This window comes from Siminovitchia sediminis (assembly GCF_042680885.1).
GTDB classification, from domain to species: Bacteria; Bacillota; Bacilli; order Bacillales; family Bacillaceae_C; genus Siminovitchia; species Siminovitchia sediminis.
In genome coordinates this window covers 1-14477 of record NZ_JBHUEO010000010.1, presented here as the reverse complement: position 1 = coordinate 14477, position 14477 = coordinate 1, and the positions used below count along the sequence as shown (strand labels likewise).

18 protein-coding genes and 2 pseudogenes are annotated in these 14477 nt (G+C 34.6%); 4 read left to right on the top strand and 16 right to left on the bottom strand.

The window, feature by feature from the left end; genetic code table 11:
* Positions 1 to 124: 124 nt before the first annotated feature.
* Positions 125 to 259, top strand: a pseudogene (locus ACFSCZ_RS05615) (ATP-binding protein); the annotation flags it as partial.
* Between the two features lie 125 nt (positions 260 to 384).
* Positions 385 to 792, top strand: a complete 408-nt coding sequence (locus ACFSCZ_RS05610) for a hypothetical protein (RefSeq protein ID WP_380772813.1) — start codon at positions 385 to 387, stop codon at positions 790 to 792.
* 239 nt (positions 793 to 1031) lie between these two features.
* Here ACFSCZ_RS05610 and ACFSCZ_RS05605 read toward each other — a convergent pair whose 3' ends face one another.
* From ACFSCZ_RS05605 to ACFSCZ_RS05530, 16 genes and pseudogenes are all read right to left on the bottom strand, one after another.
* A complete protein-coding gene (locus tag ACFSCZ_RS05605; RefSeq protein WP_380772812.1) occupies positions 1032 to 1391 on the bottom strand; it encodes a rhodanese-like domain-containing protein in 360 nt (119 codons plus the stop codon).
* Positions 1392 to 1569: 178 nt separating this feature from the next.
* On the bottom strand, positions 1570 to 1830 hold the full coding sequence (locus ACFSCZ_RS05600; protein WP_088051596.1) for a metal-sensitive transcriptional regulator: 261 nt from the start codon (positions 1828 to 1830) through the stop codon (positions 1570 to 1572).
* Positions 1820 to 2176: a sulfurtransferase gene (locus ACFSCZ_RS05595; protein ID WP_380772811.1), complete on the bottom strand. Its 357-nt coding sequence runs from the start codon at positions 2174 to 2176 to the stop codon at positions 1820 to 1822. The genes ACFSCZ_RS05600 and ACFSCZ_RS05595 overlap by 11 nt, the downstream gene beginning before the upstream one ends.
* Before the next feature lie 212 nt (positions 2177 to 2388).
* Entirely contained in the window at positions 2389 to 4083 is a 1695-nt protein-coding gene (locus tag ACFSCZ_RS05590; protein ID WP_380772810.1) for an FAD-dependent oxidoreductase, read from the bottom strand.
* A gap of 11 nt (positions 4084 to 4094) precedes the next feature.
* On the bottom strand, positions 4095 to 4391 hold the full coding sequence (locus tag ACFSCZ_RS05585) for a rhodanese-like domain-containing protein (RefSeq protein WP_380772809.1): 297 nt from the start codon (positions 4389 to 4391) through the stop codon (positions 4095 to 4097).
* 58 nt (positions 4392 to 4449) lie between these two features.
* Positions 4450 to 5229 (bottom strand): annotated as a pseudogene (locus ACFSCZ_RS05580) (sulfite exporter TauE/SafE family protein).
* Between the two features lie 63 nt (positions 5230 to 5292).
* Entirely contained in the window at positions 5293 to 5520 is a 228-nt protein-coding gene (locus ACFSCZ_RS05575; RefSeq protein ID WP_380772808.1) for a sulfurtransferase TusA family protein, read from the bottom strand.
* A 39-nt stretch (positions 5521 to 5559) separates the two neighbouring features.
* On the bottom strand, positions 5560 to 6687 hold the full coding sequence (locus tag ACFSCZ_RS05570) for an MBL fold metallo-hydrolase (protein WP_380772807.1): 1128 nt from the start codon (positions 6685 to 6687) through the stop codon (positions 5560 to 5562).
* A gap of 83 nt (positions 6688 to 6770) precedes the next feature.
* Positions 6771 to 7166 (bottom strand): DsrE/DsrF/DrsH-like family protein, encoded by a 396-nt coding sequence (locus ACFSCZ_RS05565; protein WP_380772806.1) that lies wholly within the window; start codon positions 7164 to 7166, stop codon positions 6771 to 6773.
* A gap of 12 nt (positions 7167 to 7178) precedes the next feature.
* Complete coding sequence (locus ACFSCZ_RS05560; RefSeq protein ID WP_380772805.1) at positions 7179 to 7730, bottom strand: sulfurtransferase TusA family protein; 552 nt, start codon at positions 7728 to 7730, stop codon at positions 7179 to 7181.
* Positions 7731 to 8071: 341 nt separating this feature from the next.
* Positions 8072 to 8881: a cupin domain-containing protein gene (locus ACFSCZ_RS05555; RefSeq protein WP_380772804.1), complete on the bottom strand. Its 810-nt coding sequence runs from the start codon at positions 8879 to 8881 to the stop codon at positions 8072 to 8074.
* A gap of 201 nt (positions 8882 to 9082) precedes the next feature.
* Positions 9083 to 9778 (bottom strand): ABC transporter ATP-binding protein, encoded by a 696-nt coding sequence (locus tag ACFSCZ_RS05550; RefSeq protein WP_380772803.1) that lies wholly within the window; start codon positions 9776 to 9778, stop codon positions 9083 to 9085.
* Entirely contained in the window at positions 9778 to 10899 is a 1122-nt protein-coding gene (locus tag ACFSCZ_RS05545; RefSeq protein WP_380772802.1) for an ABC transporter permease, read from the bottom strand. The genes ACFSCZ_RS05550 and ACFSCZ_RS05545 overlap by 1 nt, the downstream gene beginning before the upstream one ends.
* Positions 10900 to 11033: 134 nt before the next feature.
* A complete protein-coding gene (locus tag ACFSCZ_RS05540) occupies positions 11034 to 11612 on the bottom strand; it encodes a TetR/AcrR family transcriptional regulator (RefSeq protein WP_380772801.1) in 579 nt (192 codons plus the stop codon).
* A gap of 254 nt (positions 11613 to 11866) precedes the next feature.
* On the bottom strand, positions 11867 to 12121 hold the full coding sequence (locus ACFSCZ_RS05535; RefSeq protein WP_144925623.1) for a spore coat protein: 255 nt from the start codon (positions 12119 to 12121) through the stop codon (positions 11867 to 11869).
* Positions 12122 to 12135: 14 nt separating this feature from the next.
* Positions 12136 to 12321: a hypothetical protein gene (locus tag ACFSCZ_RS05530; protein WP_380772800.1), complete on the bottom strand. Its 186-nt coding sequence runs from the start codon at positions 12319 to 12321 to the stop codon at positions 12136 to 12138.
* 235 nt (positions 12322 to 12556) lie between these two features.
* Between ACFSCZ_RS05530 and ACFSCZ_RS05525 the strand changes: the two genes are divergently transcribed.
* Together ACFSCZ_RS05525 and ACFSCZ_RS05520 are read left to right on the top strand one after the other, a co-directional pair.
* Positions 12557 to 13441: a hypothetical protein gene (locus tag ACFSCZ_RS05525; RefSeq protein WP_380772799.1), complete on the top strand. Its 885-nt coding sequence runs from the start codon at positions 12557 to 12559 to the stop codon at positions 13439 to 13441.
* A gap of 1 nt (position 13442) precedes the next feature.
* A complete protein-coding gene (locus tag ACFSCZ_RS05520; RefSeq protein WP_380772798.1) occupies positions 13443 to 14372 on the top strand; it encodes a site-specific integrase in 930 nt (309 codons plus the stop codon).
* Positions 14373 to 14477 lie beyond the last annotated feature (105 nt).

The window sequence follows — 14477 nt, the reverse complement described above, 5'->3', positions numbered from 1 at the left end:
GCATCTATTGCTTTTTACGGGCGACAGCTTCCGTTACAAAGAGTCATTATTACATTCATAAGGCCGTTGGCGAGTGGCATGCATTTTTAAATGCCATTTCATACATTTTTTACTTGCCAAATACAAATGGAACCGCATCTTTGTCGACTCTAGGCTGACTGCAGCCCTGGTGGACAGGGTCATCCATCACGCTCACATTTTAAGTTTCACTGGAGAAAGCTACCGAATGACTCACGCGTTATCGAGACAGAATCATTAACGGAATAGGCTGGCAAAGTTATGCACTTTTGATTGCATTATTCTGTATTTTTCTCTTGCAAAATACAAATATCCCGTTATATATGTTTCGTGGTCAAAATGTGGTCACACAAAAGTAAAAATAAATTGAATGGTGGTAACAACACGAATGAACAACTAATCGATTTTTTAGAAAGTGAAAATAATCTTCTCGTATGGAGATATTTGGAAGATAATTATGAAGGGAATTATAATAAAGAAGATTTTGGCATGTTTAATAAATATAGCTACTTTTACGATATCCCTGGTAAAGTAATGAATGTAATTATTTTTTACGGAATGAGTCTTCACGATATGGACAGCTCCAAATTGATGGAAGATATGCATGATATCTGTAAGTTATTTCAAAAGCACCGTATTAATACCGTTCGGGAAGCTATATATTTATCGAGATTATATGAGTTGAATTTTTTATCGAATAAAAGCATTGTGGAAGATCTAACAATCCGGATTTTACAGTTAGAAGAAAAAATAACTGAACTAGTTGCAAAATAAATTTAACTTCTTATACTAAATTACAAGTACATGTGAAAAGTAACAGCAGAAAAACTATGTGTATTCAGCACTCAAAAAATATTCCTAATAGCAGTATGTTTTATGAATGAAAAGAGAGCCTAAATATACAGGGAGTACAATAATTCCTTGCATACTTTAGGCTAAAACGTCTTCCCGGTTGTGAAGCCGGCTTGCAACTGATTTCGGGGTAACCTTTTTTGCCATCACTTCCATCCTTTCTAGTACCAAGCATTCATGCCACCTTTTACATTGTAAATATTTTCGAATCCTTGTTTTTTCAGCATATTTGCTGCTTTTGCACTTCTCATTCCACTTTGACATATAACAACAACTTCTTTATCTTTTTCCAGTTTGTCTACTTGGCTAGGCAAATTGGAAAGTGGGATATTTTTAAACGGTTTGCGATGATTTGCTTTATATTCACCCGGTGTACGGACATCTATAAATTGAACACTTTTATCCTTAAATTTATCTTTTGCTTCTTGAACAGTTATATTCGTAATGCCCTTTTTGGGAATAAAACGATTGATCACAAAGAGTGCGATCAAAATAATAAAAATCCATTGTATAATATCCACTCTACCTTCACCTTCTTTTTTCTTAATTTTTATCTGATGTCATTTTACCTTCTGTTCTAATTGTTTCATTTAATTACTTCCACTAGGCTCAACTCAATCACATACCCAATGGGGTATATTTCATTTAAAAAGAAAAAGGCTGTTAAATTTCCTTTTAGTAAGAAAATTGTTAGAACCTTTATCTACTTTTCACTAATAAATTTACTGCTTCTTTTACAAGTTCTTTCGTATCTTCGCCATTTTCAATATTTTCTCGAACACATTGTTCTAAATTCATGCTTACAATTAATCCAATTGTACGATCAATACCAGTACGAGATGCTGATAATTGAGTAATTACTTCCCTACAATCTTTATTTTGCTCAATCATATTTAATACGCCTCTAATTTGACCTTCAATACGTTTTAAACGATTTATAACAGATTTATCATACTCCATCTATTATTCCTCCTTTACATGCACAACCTATAATCTCGAAACTACTAACACTATATCCTTTTCTTAATAAAAATCTCACCCCTAGATTAATATCCATTCGATCACTCGCTACAACATGAAGTGACTGATCCGGAATCTCACTGTAGTGTCTTCTCAAATAAGCGTAAGGTATCTGCATTGCCACATTTTTTAAAGTTCCTTTTTCGTTGTAATCTCTTAAATCTAATATAACGATATACTTTTCGCCAATTCTATGCTTACAAGTTATTCCCATAATCGGGAAATACCTTCTATATAATTCATAACACAATAAAACAATAACTGCACTTAGCAAATATATAATCATAATTGATCACCTTTTAATAAGGATTACACAAACAATAATATACCCCATAAGGTATATTGTCAAGATTTCAATATTATTTTCTATTAGTCGCTTTTGCTTTCTTTAACAAAACTTATACATATCATGAGAATAGAAAAAATATGGAGGATACACGAAATAATGTACCTCCGTTTCATTACTGTTAAATAATATTCTTCGGATTTTAAGTCAATCTATTTAAAATTATATTCAGTTACTATTCTTTCTCTACCAGTAACTAAATCATTAAAATATTCATAAAGATTTACACCCAAATAGGAACCAGAAATGTTGTATACATTCTCATATCCTAAATTTTGTAATGCCATTACCATATTATAACTTCTTTGACCTGAACGACAGTGAATGTATACCGGTTGATCTTTTGGAATTTCATCAAGTCTCTGTCTAAACTCACTTAAAGGAATATTAACTGCGTTTTTAAAATGACCTGCATTATATTCACCTTTTTCTCGTGCATCAATAATAAAAGCATTACTTTCTACCAGTTCTCGAACTTGGGAAACTTTGACTTCTTTGTATCTGCCTTGTAGTAGATTTAGCCCTACTAAAGCGGCATGATTAACGACATCTTTAGCCGTTCCTAGCATTGGTGAGTAGGTCAATTCTAGATCTTTCAAATCTTCCAACGTACCATTCATTGTAATCATGGTTGCAATAACATCAATTCGTTTATCTACATTTCCTTTACCAATTGCCTGCGCACCTAAGATTCGACCTGTTGGATATTCATAAACCAATTTAAAATGCATTGGATTGCTGTCTGGCATGAGTCCCACTTTATCTCCCGGCATTAAGTAAACATAATCGTACATCATTCCTGCTTGCTCAGCTGTTCTTGCATTAAGTCCAGTAGATGCTGCATTTAAATCAAAGAGGTGGATGGATGATGATCCGATTACACCGATATTTCTAGTTGGAATTCCATGCATATGGTCTGCAGCCACTCTGGCTTGTTTTTGGGCTGGCCCGGCTAGTGCTAGTCTTGTTTGTTTTTGTAACAAACGATGATACACTTCAATGGCATCCCCAACTGCATAAATATCTCTATCACTTGTTAAGTAATTGGAGTCGACTTTAATAGCTCCTGTTTCTCCAATCTCAAGACCTGCCTCCTTAGCCAAGTTGGTTTCAGGTCTTACACCAATCGCTAATACCACTGCCTGCGCATCAATTTTCCTACCGGAGTTTGTTGTAATATTTCCATCAGAAATTTTAGCTAACCCATCATCTAGAATAAGTTCAACTCCGTGATCCACCATTTCTTTATGAAGGATTTGAGCCATATCGTAATCAAATGGTGCTATTACTTGATTTGCAAACTCAACTAATGTTACATTATAGTCTGCAAGTTTAAGATTTTCTGCAACCTCTACTCCAATAAAGCCACCACCGATGACCGCGATATCCTTCATACCTTTTTGCTTGATATATGAATTGATATTCTCAATATCGACTACGTTACGTACTGTAAAAACATTAGAATTGTCTATGCCTTCTAAATTTGGTCGAATAGGTGAAGCACCGGGGGAAAGCACCAATTTATCATAGCCCTCTTCGTATGTTTTATCTGAGATCAAATCTTTTACAGTGATTGTTTTCTTATCCCGATTAATTTGAATAACTTCCTGTTGTACCCTAGCTTCAATATTGTAGCGACTCTTAAAGATATCGGGAGACATTAAAACAAGTTTTTCGCTATCTTCTACAATACCGCTTAAATGATAAGGTAACGAACAGTTCGAAAAGGATACGTGAGGACCTTTTTCAAACATAATAATCTCTGCACTTTCATCTAATCTTCTGACTCGTGCAGCGACAGAAGCTCCACCAGCAACCCCACCAACAATCAGTACTTTTTTTCCCATATTTAAGCCTCCTATTCTATTTCACCTTGCCACGCTAACATTCCGCCAGTCATATTCGTAACATTGTACCCTTGATTAATTAAAAATTCACATGCACTTGAACTTCTTCCACCAGAACGACAAACCATGTAATAATGTTTATTTTTATCGAGTTTTTCTAAAGAATTAGGTATATCACCCAAAGGAATATGTTTAGCTTCTGGAATTTTCCCTTCTGCAACCTCAACGTCTTCCCGAACATCAATAATATGAACCTTTTCTCCATTTTTTATTTTCTCTTGTAACTCTACTGCTGATATACTTTTCATCAGTCTGCATCTCCTTTATTATTGTCTATTTTCGTATCTAGAAGGTTTAAAATATTATTTAAGTCAAAATATCTATCCAAATTTTAATAGCAGTACCCGCAATCAAAAGTGCTAATATCACTTGTAAAATTCGGGTATTCATTCCCTTTCCTACTTTTGCTCCAAGTGGTGCCGCTAATAAACTTGCTACAATCATAATAGCAGCGGGCCAATAATCTACTTGTCCAGTAACAAGTTTACCAACACTTCCCCCGATGGAAGAAATGAACGTTACTGCTAAACTTGTTGCAATCGTCATGCGTGTTGGAATGTGCAAAACCGTAAGCATGATTGGTACAAGTAAAAACCCTCATGCCGCACCGACTATACCAGATGCTATTCCCACAATTAATGCTAATATTGCCGCTAGTGGCTTGTTGAAGGTAACATCATTTAATGGTACATCGTCCATTTGTTTCTTTGGTACAAACATCATTACAGCTGCAATCACAGCTAGAATACCATACACAACATTTACTGCTTGCTCGGATAAGAAAATCGATCCATAACTACCAATTAGACTTCCTATCAGGATAGCTCCACCCATATAAATGATGAGCTGCTTGTTTAGGTATCCACCTTTTCGATATGCCCATACACCTGCAATGGAAGCAAACAGTACTTGTACTGCACTTATTCCAGAAACCTCATGGGCTGTAAATGCTACTAGACCAAATAAAGGGGGAATATAAAGTAGCATTGGGTATTTAATAATGGAACCCCCAACACCTAACATACCGGATAAAAAGGAACCAATAAACCCAATCGCAAACACAACGATGATAAAAGTTAAATCCATTACTAAACCTTCTTTCTAATTTAGAAAAGCGAGTAGTTCATGCTACCCGCTATTTGGTTTTCCTTATCCTTTTTGAATATAGAAATACAGAACATCTTCTTCTGTTTTTTGTTCTAATACAGTGTGGCCACCTGATTTTGCCCATGCTGGGATATCGTTTAAAGCACCCTTATCTGTTAGAAGTACTTCAAGTACTTCACCTGAGTTAATCGTATCCATTGCTTTTTTAGTTTTTACAATTGGCATAGGACATGCTAAGCCTTTTGCATTTAATGTTTTTGTGATGTTCATTTGTTATACCTCCATTTTATTTTTATTTCTATTGATTAATTAGCGAACTGCACAACGATTAGGACCAATTTCCATTTCTATTTGTTCGTCATTGTCAGGTGTAATTTTACCCATGTTTACCTGACGAATTTGTTCATACGCATTTGGCTGTGGTGGTAGGTTATCTGTAACAGTACGACGGAATTCCGCTTCATCCTCGATGTTTAAGCCATGATTATCTTTGAACAAATCACCTAATCTTCTAGCCACTGTACCATCTTCATTTAACTCATCAATAATCATGAAATGTGCAGGTAACACCACTAGGTCTTCAGCTAGTTCACGATAACGGGAATATAGTGTTTCTCGTAAGTCACCTACCCAATCTTCCGCAAGTCCTGCTAAATCGGGACGACCAATGGAGTCGATAAATAAAATATCACCTGTTAGCAAGAACTGATTGTCGATAACAAATGAAGTAGAACCTATGGTATGACCCGGTGAATAAAGTGCATTTACATCAATTTGAGATGCACCAATTTTTACATTTAATCCTTCTGTAAGAGGCGTGTAATCAAACACTACCTCTGTCGCATCTTTTGGTGGTAGGTAGTAAGTTGCTCCTGTATTTGTTGCAATTTGACGTCCACCTGAAATATGATCTGCGTGTAGGTGTGTATCAAATACATGCTTGATTTCTACCCCTTTTTCTTTCGCAAAGTTTGTAAATACGTCCGTGAAACGCACTGCATCAATAATAGCTGCTTCGCCTTCAGAAATTACCATATAAGATAAACAACCTTTTCCTAAACGAACAAATTGGTATAGCTCCCCACCATTTTCTAAATCGGAAACTTTAATTGGTTCTAGATAACTACTCCAAGATTTCATTCCGCCTTCAAGATATGCAACTTCACGACCAGCTTCAGAAAGCATTTCTGCTACCATAACGGAAGATCCTTCCTTAGCACATACTACTAATACTTCCTTATCTGTTGGAAGTTTAGGCAAAATCTCTTCTACACCATCTAATAATTCGAAGTAAGGAATATTTAAATACTCGAATTTATGTCCTTCAATTTTCCAATCCTCAAATGCATCATGATTACGAACATCTAAAATAAATAATTCTTCGTTATCAATTACTTTTCGAGCAACTTCTGCTGCAGTCCATTTATTTACTGTCATTACTAAATTACCCCCCTAGGTATATTTTTAATTATTTTTTAGCAGTGGAGAATTTCTCCACTGCATAAAGATTGATCATCTAATTAGAAAGTTAATGTTGGTGATGCATCTTTTGCATATTCTAGGAATGTTACTGCTCCACCAACTTCTATACCATCAACGAAATCTTCTTTCGTAAGTCCCATAACATCCATTGTCATTTGACATGCTATAAATTTAACACCTAGTTCCTGTGCCATCTCAACTAGTTGTGGGATAGTAGGAACATTTGCCTTTTCAAACCCTTCAGCAAAATGTTCCTTTCCTGCTGGCATTTCTAAAGCGTGCATTGCTTTTTTATGAATTAAGTTTAGTCCTTCAAAAGTGAAGAAGATTTGTACCTCTTTTTCTGAAGCTGCTGCTGCTGTTGCGATATTGAATACTTTGTATGCATCAAACATTCCACCGTTTGCTGCGATAATAGCTACTTTTTCTGACATAATAAATTCCCCCTAGATTTCTTTTGTTATTTTTCCGTTCCACTCATTCATACCCGGTAGAACGTTATAAACTTTTTTATAACCATTGTTTGCTAATAGTTGTGCTGCCAAATCAGAACGTTTCCCTGTACGGCAGATTACATAGATTTCTTCTTCTTTATCCAATTCTTCAAGGCGTGATTCTAATTCACCCATTGGAATGGACGTTGCACCTTGAATATGACCAAATGCATATTCTGCTGCTTCACGTACATCTAAAATTAAACCGTCACCTGATTCAATTTCATCAAGTGAAACAGTGTGTTCAAATGTTTTTTCCACTTCTGGTTCATTAGAGCCTTTGCGAATGTAATGATAAAGAACATCGCCTTCTTCCAATGTTCCTAGATATTGGTGTCCAACAGTACTTGCCCATGCTGCTAAATCAGCTTTGGATCCTTTGTCTGTAGCTTGAACTTCCAATACTTGACCATCTTCAAGATCCGTAATTGCTTTTTTTGTTTTCACAATTGGCATTGGACAAGCTAAGCCTTTTGCATCTAATTGGTGATTTGCTTGAATCATACAGTTACCCCCTATGGTATTTATTTTCAATAAAAAAATTTGCAAGCTTGGCGTTCATGATACCCATACGGGTATAATATTTGGCAATAAATTAGTCGTTATTGATAACGACGTTTGCAGAATTCCTTTTATAAATCTCCATTGATTTAGCTTGTTGAAAATCAATTACAAGACCAATAGTATACCCCCTGGGGTAAAATGTCAACCTTGTTATCTAAATTTTTATATGCCTATTGTAAAGTACTAAATTTAAATTATTATCCATTTTGATTTTTCTTTAAAACAAAATCAAAAAGGAGTTTCATCAAAAATGATAAACTCCCTTTTACAATAAGAAAGCATTACATATTTTTACTCTGCTGAAGAAGTTTTGATTCTCCCGTACGTTCCCATTCTTCTACTGTTTCATATGCTCTTTCAGGAGAATAACCTTTTCCGACTAGAACTCCCATGAGAATAAACTCTTGAAGGATATGTGTAGCATTTATTCCTCTCTTAACATCTTCTAATCCTTCTTTCACTAAAAACTCTGTATACTGTACCCATTCATCTGGAGTTCTACCGAAATAAGTTGGATTGGCCGAATTACCGGTTTCTTCCGCAGCTATTGCATCTGCTTTCGTTTGGTGAATCGTTCCAAATGGATGTTCTGGAGGTGCATAAATGGTATATAACTTTAAGGGCTTATTTCCAGTGTTTGTTAAATTATGCCACTTACCAGCAGGAACCATGATAGCATAATCTTCAGAAACCCTTCTTTCATAGTTCAAATTATTTTCGGTGTCACCCATTTGAACAAGTCCCTGACCTTCTTCAATACGTAGAAATTGATCAACATTTGGATGAACTTCTAAACCAATGCTCTCCCCAACAGCAATACTCATTAATACGACTTGCAAATGATTTCCAGTCCATATTGCCGTGCGAAAGGTACGATTCCTTTCCGCAGCTTCCTCAATATTTATTACAAATGGCTGTTTCCCTTGATCTCTAAACACCATATTTTCTGCTCTTTCCTCTACTTGCATTGGTTGATAAAAACTCCCTGTATTTGTTGCTTGTGGGTAACTCCAATATATAGGCTGTTGACGAATCTGGTGCATTGGAACATTTACATAGTAATTCGGATACATATTAGGTGAATAATACATTTTCTCACTCCTCCATTATTGTCATATGTATCCTATGTATCATGCACAATAAATGTTACTTTTGTATAATTCGAAAGGAGTCTTGTACGGAACTTGATTGTCTGATACTTTTGTTACATTCACCTAATATTGATAAAGAAAAGTCCGTAATTAAATAGAGCCAGTCCCCCACCATCGTAAGTGAGATACTGACTCTTTTGTTTACTGAACCGCACTTTGCTCTTCAGATAATGTTAAATTTCCATCTACCATTTTATAAACTTTATCGCAATATTTTAATAAACGTTCATCGTGGGTAACCATGATTGCCGCTTTATTTCTTGATTTCAATCCGCTTTTCATTAGTTCAACAATTTCAAAGGCTCGTTGTGTATCAAGACTCGCTGTTGGTTCGTCAGCAAGAATGATATTCGGATCATTTATTAATGCACGAGCGATTGCGGTTCGTTGTCTTTCTCCTCCTGATAACTGATCAGGGTATTTTTTTAATTTTTCTCCTAAACCAACTTCTTCTAACAATTCTTTAGCTAATTGTTTATCTTCATTTGTAATAGAACCTTTCATTTTCTTTACAACTAACAATTGATCAAGAACTGTCAAGTATGGAACAAGGTTTGAGGTTTGTAAAATGAAACCAATTTGTTCTAATCTTAATTTCGAAAGTTCCTTCGGCTTCAAATCGGAAAGTTGTGTCCCATTTATTATGACGTTCCCTTCAGACGGTTGAAGAAGAGCGCCAGCAATGGAGAGAAATGTACTTTTTCCCGAACCTGAAGGACCTATTACTGCAACGAATTCGCCGGGTTTAACCGAGATGGAAACATTGCTTAAAGCAGTAAAAGTTCTGTCTCCTTCTTTATAGTGCTTAGATACATTTTCAAAGTGAATTCCTTTCATTACTCAACCCTCCCAATTGCCTGAAGTGGATCTATCTTCGTTATTTTTCGAACGGAAAAAAGGGAACTTAAAACAGATACCACAAGTAGTATGATTGCATAAATGATGACAAGTATAGGATCAAGTGTAAAAGGCATTGCCTCTGGTAAAATCGCTGCAGTTCCATAAGTTAAAAGAATTCCTAACCCAATGCTTATAACCGCTAACATGAATACTTGGGAAACAACAGCTCGTCCGAGGAAGGCGTTACTTGCGCCAATTGCTTTCATAATTCCAAATTGATTCGACTTCTGCAACGTTATCACATAGAAGAAAACAGTAATAACAAATGCAGAAATTGCTAGGAGAAAGCCAAGCATCATCATAATCGTTCCATTTTCAGCTGTATATCCCGGAATTCCATTAATCGCTTCTTGTTTCGTTGCTGTCTCAATTCCTTCAACCGATTGATTGATATCCTCCGGTACAATATTCTCCCCTTGAAGCATAATTGCATTGACTGGGTTAGTAACACCCATATCTGAACCTGTTGCTGCAAAATGAATCTTACGCCAATAATCCATTGTCATAAATACAGCAGGCAAATGATTAAATGATTCATTTTCAACAAAACCAACAACTTTAATAACTTCATCAGAACCTTCAATTTCAAGAGTGTCGCCGATTTTTATACCTTGGTTCTTTAACACATCATTAACAATTACTTCAAGGTCTTTTCCTTCTGCTAATGGATTTCCCTCAATGACTTCTGGTTCTAAAAATGTTCCCGGATTAACACCAAGAAGGGAAACATCGATTTTTTCATCATTAGTTGTTGCATTTTCTTTAAGAACCACCGCAGTGCGGGAACCCATTGGAGCTGCATCCTTAACGTATTCCTGTTTTTTGAGTTCTTCAGATAAATCTTCAGATATGACTGATCTTAACATAGAATGGCGAGACCCATCTTCAAAGACAACATAATCCGTATCCATGTTTTTGAATGTTGCCGCACTAAGGGAAGAAAGTCCATTTCCTAACCCCGATAATATAAAAACAAGCCAAGAAATTAATACGAGAATCATACCGATCATAACAAAACGTAATTTTGCATGTTTTAATTCTCTTAAAGCTAAAAACATCATTTCACCTCATTGTTCAGATTACTTGAATAATACTAAATGTAAATCGGATCCGACGGTTACAGAAGTGTAACTTTATATAAAAAAAAGACACTTACGTAACAAGTTCATTATGAATCAAAGTTACACAAGTGTCAACTTCTTTCGACAAACATTCCATGGCGAAGAAATTGTATCATTAAGTTTTTCCATTCCTGTTCTGGTAATTTAGAGTAATTAGGAATATTTACTGTTTGAAAAATAAATCCTAATATTAGGCGATTAGGAAATTCAAGTTTTAATAGTTTTTCACTTTTTCCTAATTGGATAAAATTGTTTAAATATGTATACATTTTTCCATGTTGATACTCTAACTGTTCCAAGGTTTCATTTACTTTTGGATGATCAGATTTTGGTATTTGGAAGACCATAGAAAGTATTTGATGGATTTTACTATATTTAAAAATAACTCCTAGTAAATAGTCTAGTTGATCTTCAAAGTGTGGATATTTTTTTATTTTTTCAAGTTCCTGCATGAATCGCTCCATTTCAAATTCCATATATTCCGTAATCAATTCATCTTTATTATCAAAGTATTTATACAAAGCTGCTCTACTTATATCCAATTTCTTAGCCAGTAGACCAAAATGAAATCCCGCATAGCCATGTTGCAATAATAGATGATTGGTTGCCTTATACAAATCATCTTTTGTAAATTTTCCTTCACGTGCCATCATGTCACCCCATCTTCATTATAAGCTAAATATAAATATTTTTCGAATAAAATTCGGAATGACATATATAAAATTATCCATAAATAAAGGCACAGCTAGTATGAATAATAAATTACTTCATCTTGTAAATTCAATAGTACGTTATCATTTCTTCACTTATAAACTTTGATATGCAATAAAAAATAAGCAGTCCAATTGAACTGCTTATTTTTTATTACTACCTATAAGGAAGCTTGGCTTCTAAAAAAATAATATTATTGTTCTTGTGTTAATTGTGATTTAAGTTGTTGGACTACTTCCTCTGAAGCAGGTGCGGCTGGTTGATAATATCCCTTTTGCAGTGCATAACTGTACAATGTTCTTTGACGAGATTCATCCTGATTTCTTAGTTGTATTAATGCTTGACGTAATTCAGAATTATTCGACTGGGTAATCATATGGGCATATCCTGTTAAGCTTGCATTTAACCCAGCTAAATAATCGCTCACAATTTCTTTATCTTGAAACATATTTTTCATTCCTCCTAACCTAAAAATGTCATTAGATGTTGTTGGGCTTGTTTTGCAGCTTGGGCATCTCTTTGTAAAATAATTTTTAATTCGGCGTCCTGACAATTTTGTGCATATGTTTCTAACTTTTTTGTAACCAATCCATGTCCACCAATTAAATGGCGCAAATTTTCCACTTCAAGTTCTGTTAAATTGTTCATAACAAAACCTCCTATGTTAATTTCAATTCTATGTTCCCCCTGTTTTCATAAAAGCATACCTTTTTTAATTAATTAAATATGCAATTTAACAAAATAGAATAAATATTGGGTCCGGAACAAATTACAGTTCAAGCGAAGGGAATGCCCAATAAAGAAAATGGGAAATTTAGATACTGGGTGAAGAAGATGCGTATAAAGTTTTTTTATGTAAAATCGACAAATTAAAAGAATAGACATGATTTTTGAAGTTATAACGGAGATATTATTGCTTTATAACACCCCAGAGCTCTATCTGGAAATGAACAAAATAAATATCTGCGATGAAAAGTCAGTAATGAAGTTTATAAAAAATTATGGGATACCGTTCAACTTATCAATACAGGAAAATGATGAGCATTTTAATTCTAATCTTTCATTTATTAACGATGTCGAGACGGTTTCTGTTGAAATGAATGCTTTGCTCTTCTTTCAAGAGTTAGTTAAATTTCAACAGATATTAAGAATGTGGAACGACATAGTAGAAGAAAATGCTGAGATTATGACAAAAATTAAACATGAATTTGAAAACCAAGCTACATTTAACCAAAGGCACCAAGCACTGTTTAGGGAAGCTTTATCTTCTGAGGAATACGCCAACTATATATTTAATGATTCAAAACTATTCTTGAGAGGAGGTGAATTGAAAAAGGTATATGAAGCGTTCAAAGGTAACCCAGATAAGTTACTTGAACTTAATAAGGTAGGCGATGAATTAAATAATACTTGGGAGCGGGTTAAAGATGAAACAGACATAAAAACTATTGCCTTCACTTATTTAAACCTTAAACTTAAAGACCTTGAAGCAGGGGAAACAGCTACACGTGTCATTGATGGCAATATTGTACCTGCTATGAAATTTAACAACCTTACGGAAGTCGCAAGCTTCCAATTAAAACAAGCTATTTTTAAAGACCTTAAACTTGAGGAGTGTATTAATTGCGGTGCATTATTTGAACCAATTCATGGGTCTCAAAAATTTTGTTCCCCTTTACCAGGTAGAAAAAGAAGCACCTGTGAAAATACTTTCAACCAACGTAAAAAACGAGAAAGAAAAAATATGAAGGAGAGTAGAAAAAAATAAAATGGCATATTTACGAAAAAGAAGTAATGGGAAATGGTCTTATACCGTATCTCTAGGTATGGACCCATTAACACAAAAACAGAAACAGATTACAAAATCAGGTTTTCTCACGAAAAAAGAAGCCGCTTCAGCAGCTCGAAAGGTAGAACTTGAAATTGAAAATGGAGAATTTATTAAAGAAACAAAAACGACATTTGAATCGTTCGCTCTCGAATGGATTAAGGTCTATGCACAAAATGCAAAAGTTAGTAGTGTTAGGGCTCGTAACAAGGAAATGAAACATTTTATATCTGTTTGGGGACATTTACCGATTAAGAAAATTAGTAAACATATTTACCAAAAACGAATAGTTGAACTATCTGAAAAATATAGTCGAAACTATGTAAGTGGCATTCATGCCTGCGGTAGGATGATTTTTAAGCATGCGGTTGAATTGGAACTAATTAAACATAATCCAACAGAAAATGTTCAATTGCCTAAGCCTAAAGTAAATATTGAGGATATTGAAAATCAAGAGAATGAAGTAAAATTCTTAGAAAAAGAGGAACTTGCACATTTTTTACAATTAGCTAAATCAGATGGTTTAGAAATGGATTATTTACTATTCACAACACTAGCCTATACTGGTTTACGTATTGGAGAACTACTTGCTCTTAAGTGGAGTGATTTTAATACAGAAGCAAACTCTATACGCGTTACGAAAACCTTATATAACCCACGTAACAATATAAAGGAATATGAACTACTTACACCTAAAACAGTTGGTTCGATTCGTACGATCCGAATTGATACAATGCTTGTAAAAATGTTAAAGAGACATGAAATAAAACAAAAGGAATTAAAACTACAACAGGGAGACTTTTATAATGACAACAAGTTTATCTTTGCTAGAAATGATGGTCATCCACAATTGAATAAAGACATCGGATAATACCACCTCTGCCATATTTTAGAGCCACCTATGACATGATTTAGAGCCACCTCTGCCATAACTGAGCCACCTCCTATATAATTGATTTGCACTTCAGTGTGCAAA

Coding starts and splice junctions, on each gene's coding strand:
- ACFSCZ_RS05600 (WP_088051596.1), bottom strand. CDS start 1,830: ATGGAGTATGATAAATCTGTTATAAATCGTTTAAAACGTATTGAAGGT.
- ACFSCZ_RS05595 (WP_380772811.1), bottom strand. CDS start 2,176: ATGATTATATATTTGCTAAGTGCAGTTATTGTTTTATTGTGTTATGAA.
- ACFSCZ_RS05590 (WP_380772810.1), bottom strand. CDS start 4,083: ATGGGAAAAAAAGTACTGATTGTTGGTGGGGTTGCTGGTGGAGCTTCT.
- ACFSCZ_RS05585 (WP_380772809.1), bottom strand. CDS start 4,391: ATGAAAAGTATATCAGCAGTAGAGTTACAAGAGAAAATAAAAAATGGA.
- ACFSCZ_RS05575 (WP_380772808.1), bottom strand. CDS start 5,520: ATGAACATCACAAAAACATTAAATGCAAAAGGCTTAGCATGTCCTATG.
- ACFSCZ_RS05570 (WP_380772807.1), bottom strand. CDS start 6,687: ATGACAGTAAATAAATGGACTGCAGCAGAAGTTGCTCGAAAAGTAATT.
- ACFSCZ_RS05565 (WP_380772806.1), bottom strand. CDS start 7,166: ATGTCAGAAAAAGTAGCTATTATCGCAGCAAACGGTGGAATGTTTGAT.
- ACFSCZ_RS05560 (WP_380772805.1), bottom strand. CDS start 7,730: ATGATTCAAGCAAATCACCAATTAGATGCAAAAGGCTTAGCTTGTCCA.
- ACFSCZ_RS05555 (WP_380772804.1), bottom strand. CDS start 8,881: ATGTATTATTCACCTAATATGTATCCGAATTACTATGTAAATGTTCCA.
- ACFSCZ_RS05550 (WP_380772803.1), bottom strand. CDS start 9,778: ATGAAAGGAATTCACTTTGAAAATGTATCTAAGCACTATAAAGAAGGA.
- ACFSCZ_RS05545 (WP_380772802.1), bottom strand. CDS start 10,899: ATGTTTTTAGCTTTAAGAGAATTAAAACATGCAAAATTACGTTTTGTT.
- ACFSCZ_RS05540 (WP_380772801.1), bottom strand. CDS start 11,612: ATGGCACGTGAAGGAAAATTTACAAAAGATGATTTGTATAAGGCAACC.
- ACFSCZ_RS05535 (WP_144925623.1), bottom strand. CDS start 12,121: ATGTTTCAAGATAAAGAAATTGTGAGCGATTATTTAGCTGGGTTAAAT.
- ACFSCZ_RS05530 (WP_380772800.1), bottom strand. CDS start 12,321: ATGAACAATTTAACAGAACTTGAAGTGGAAAATTTGCGCCATTTAATT.
- ACFSCZ_RS05525 (WP_380772799.1), top strand. CDS start 12,557: ATGATTTTTGAAGTTATAACGGAGATATTATTGCTTTATAACACCCCA.
- ACFSCZ_RS05520 (WP_380772798.1), top strand. CDS start 13,443: ATGGCATATTTACGAAAAAGAAGTAATGGGAAATGGTCTTATACCGTA.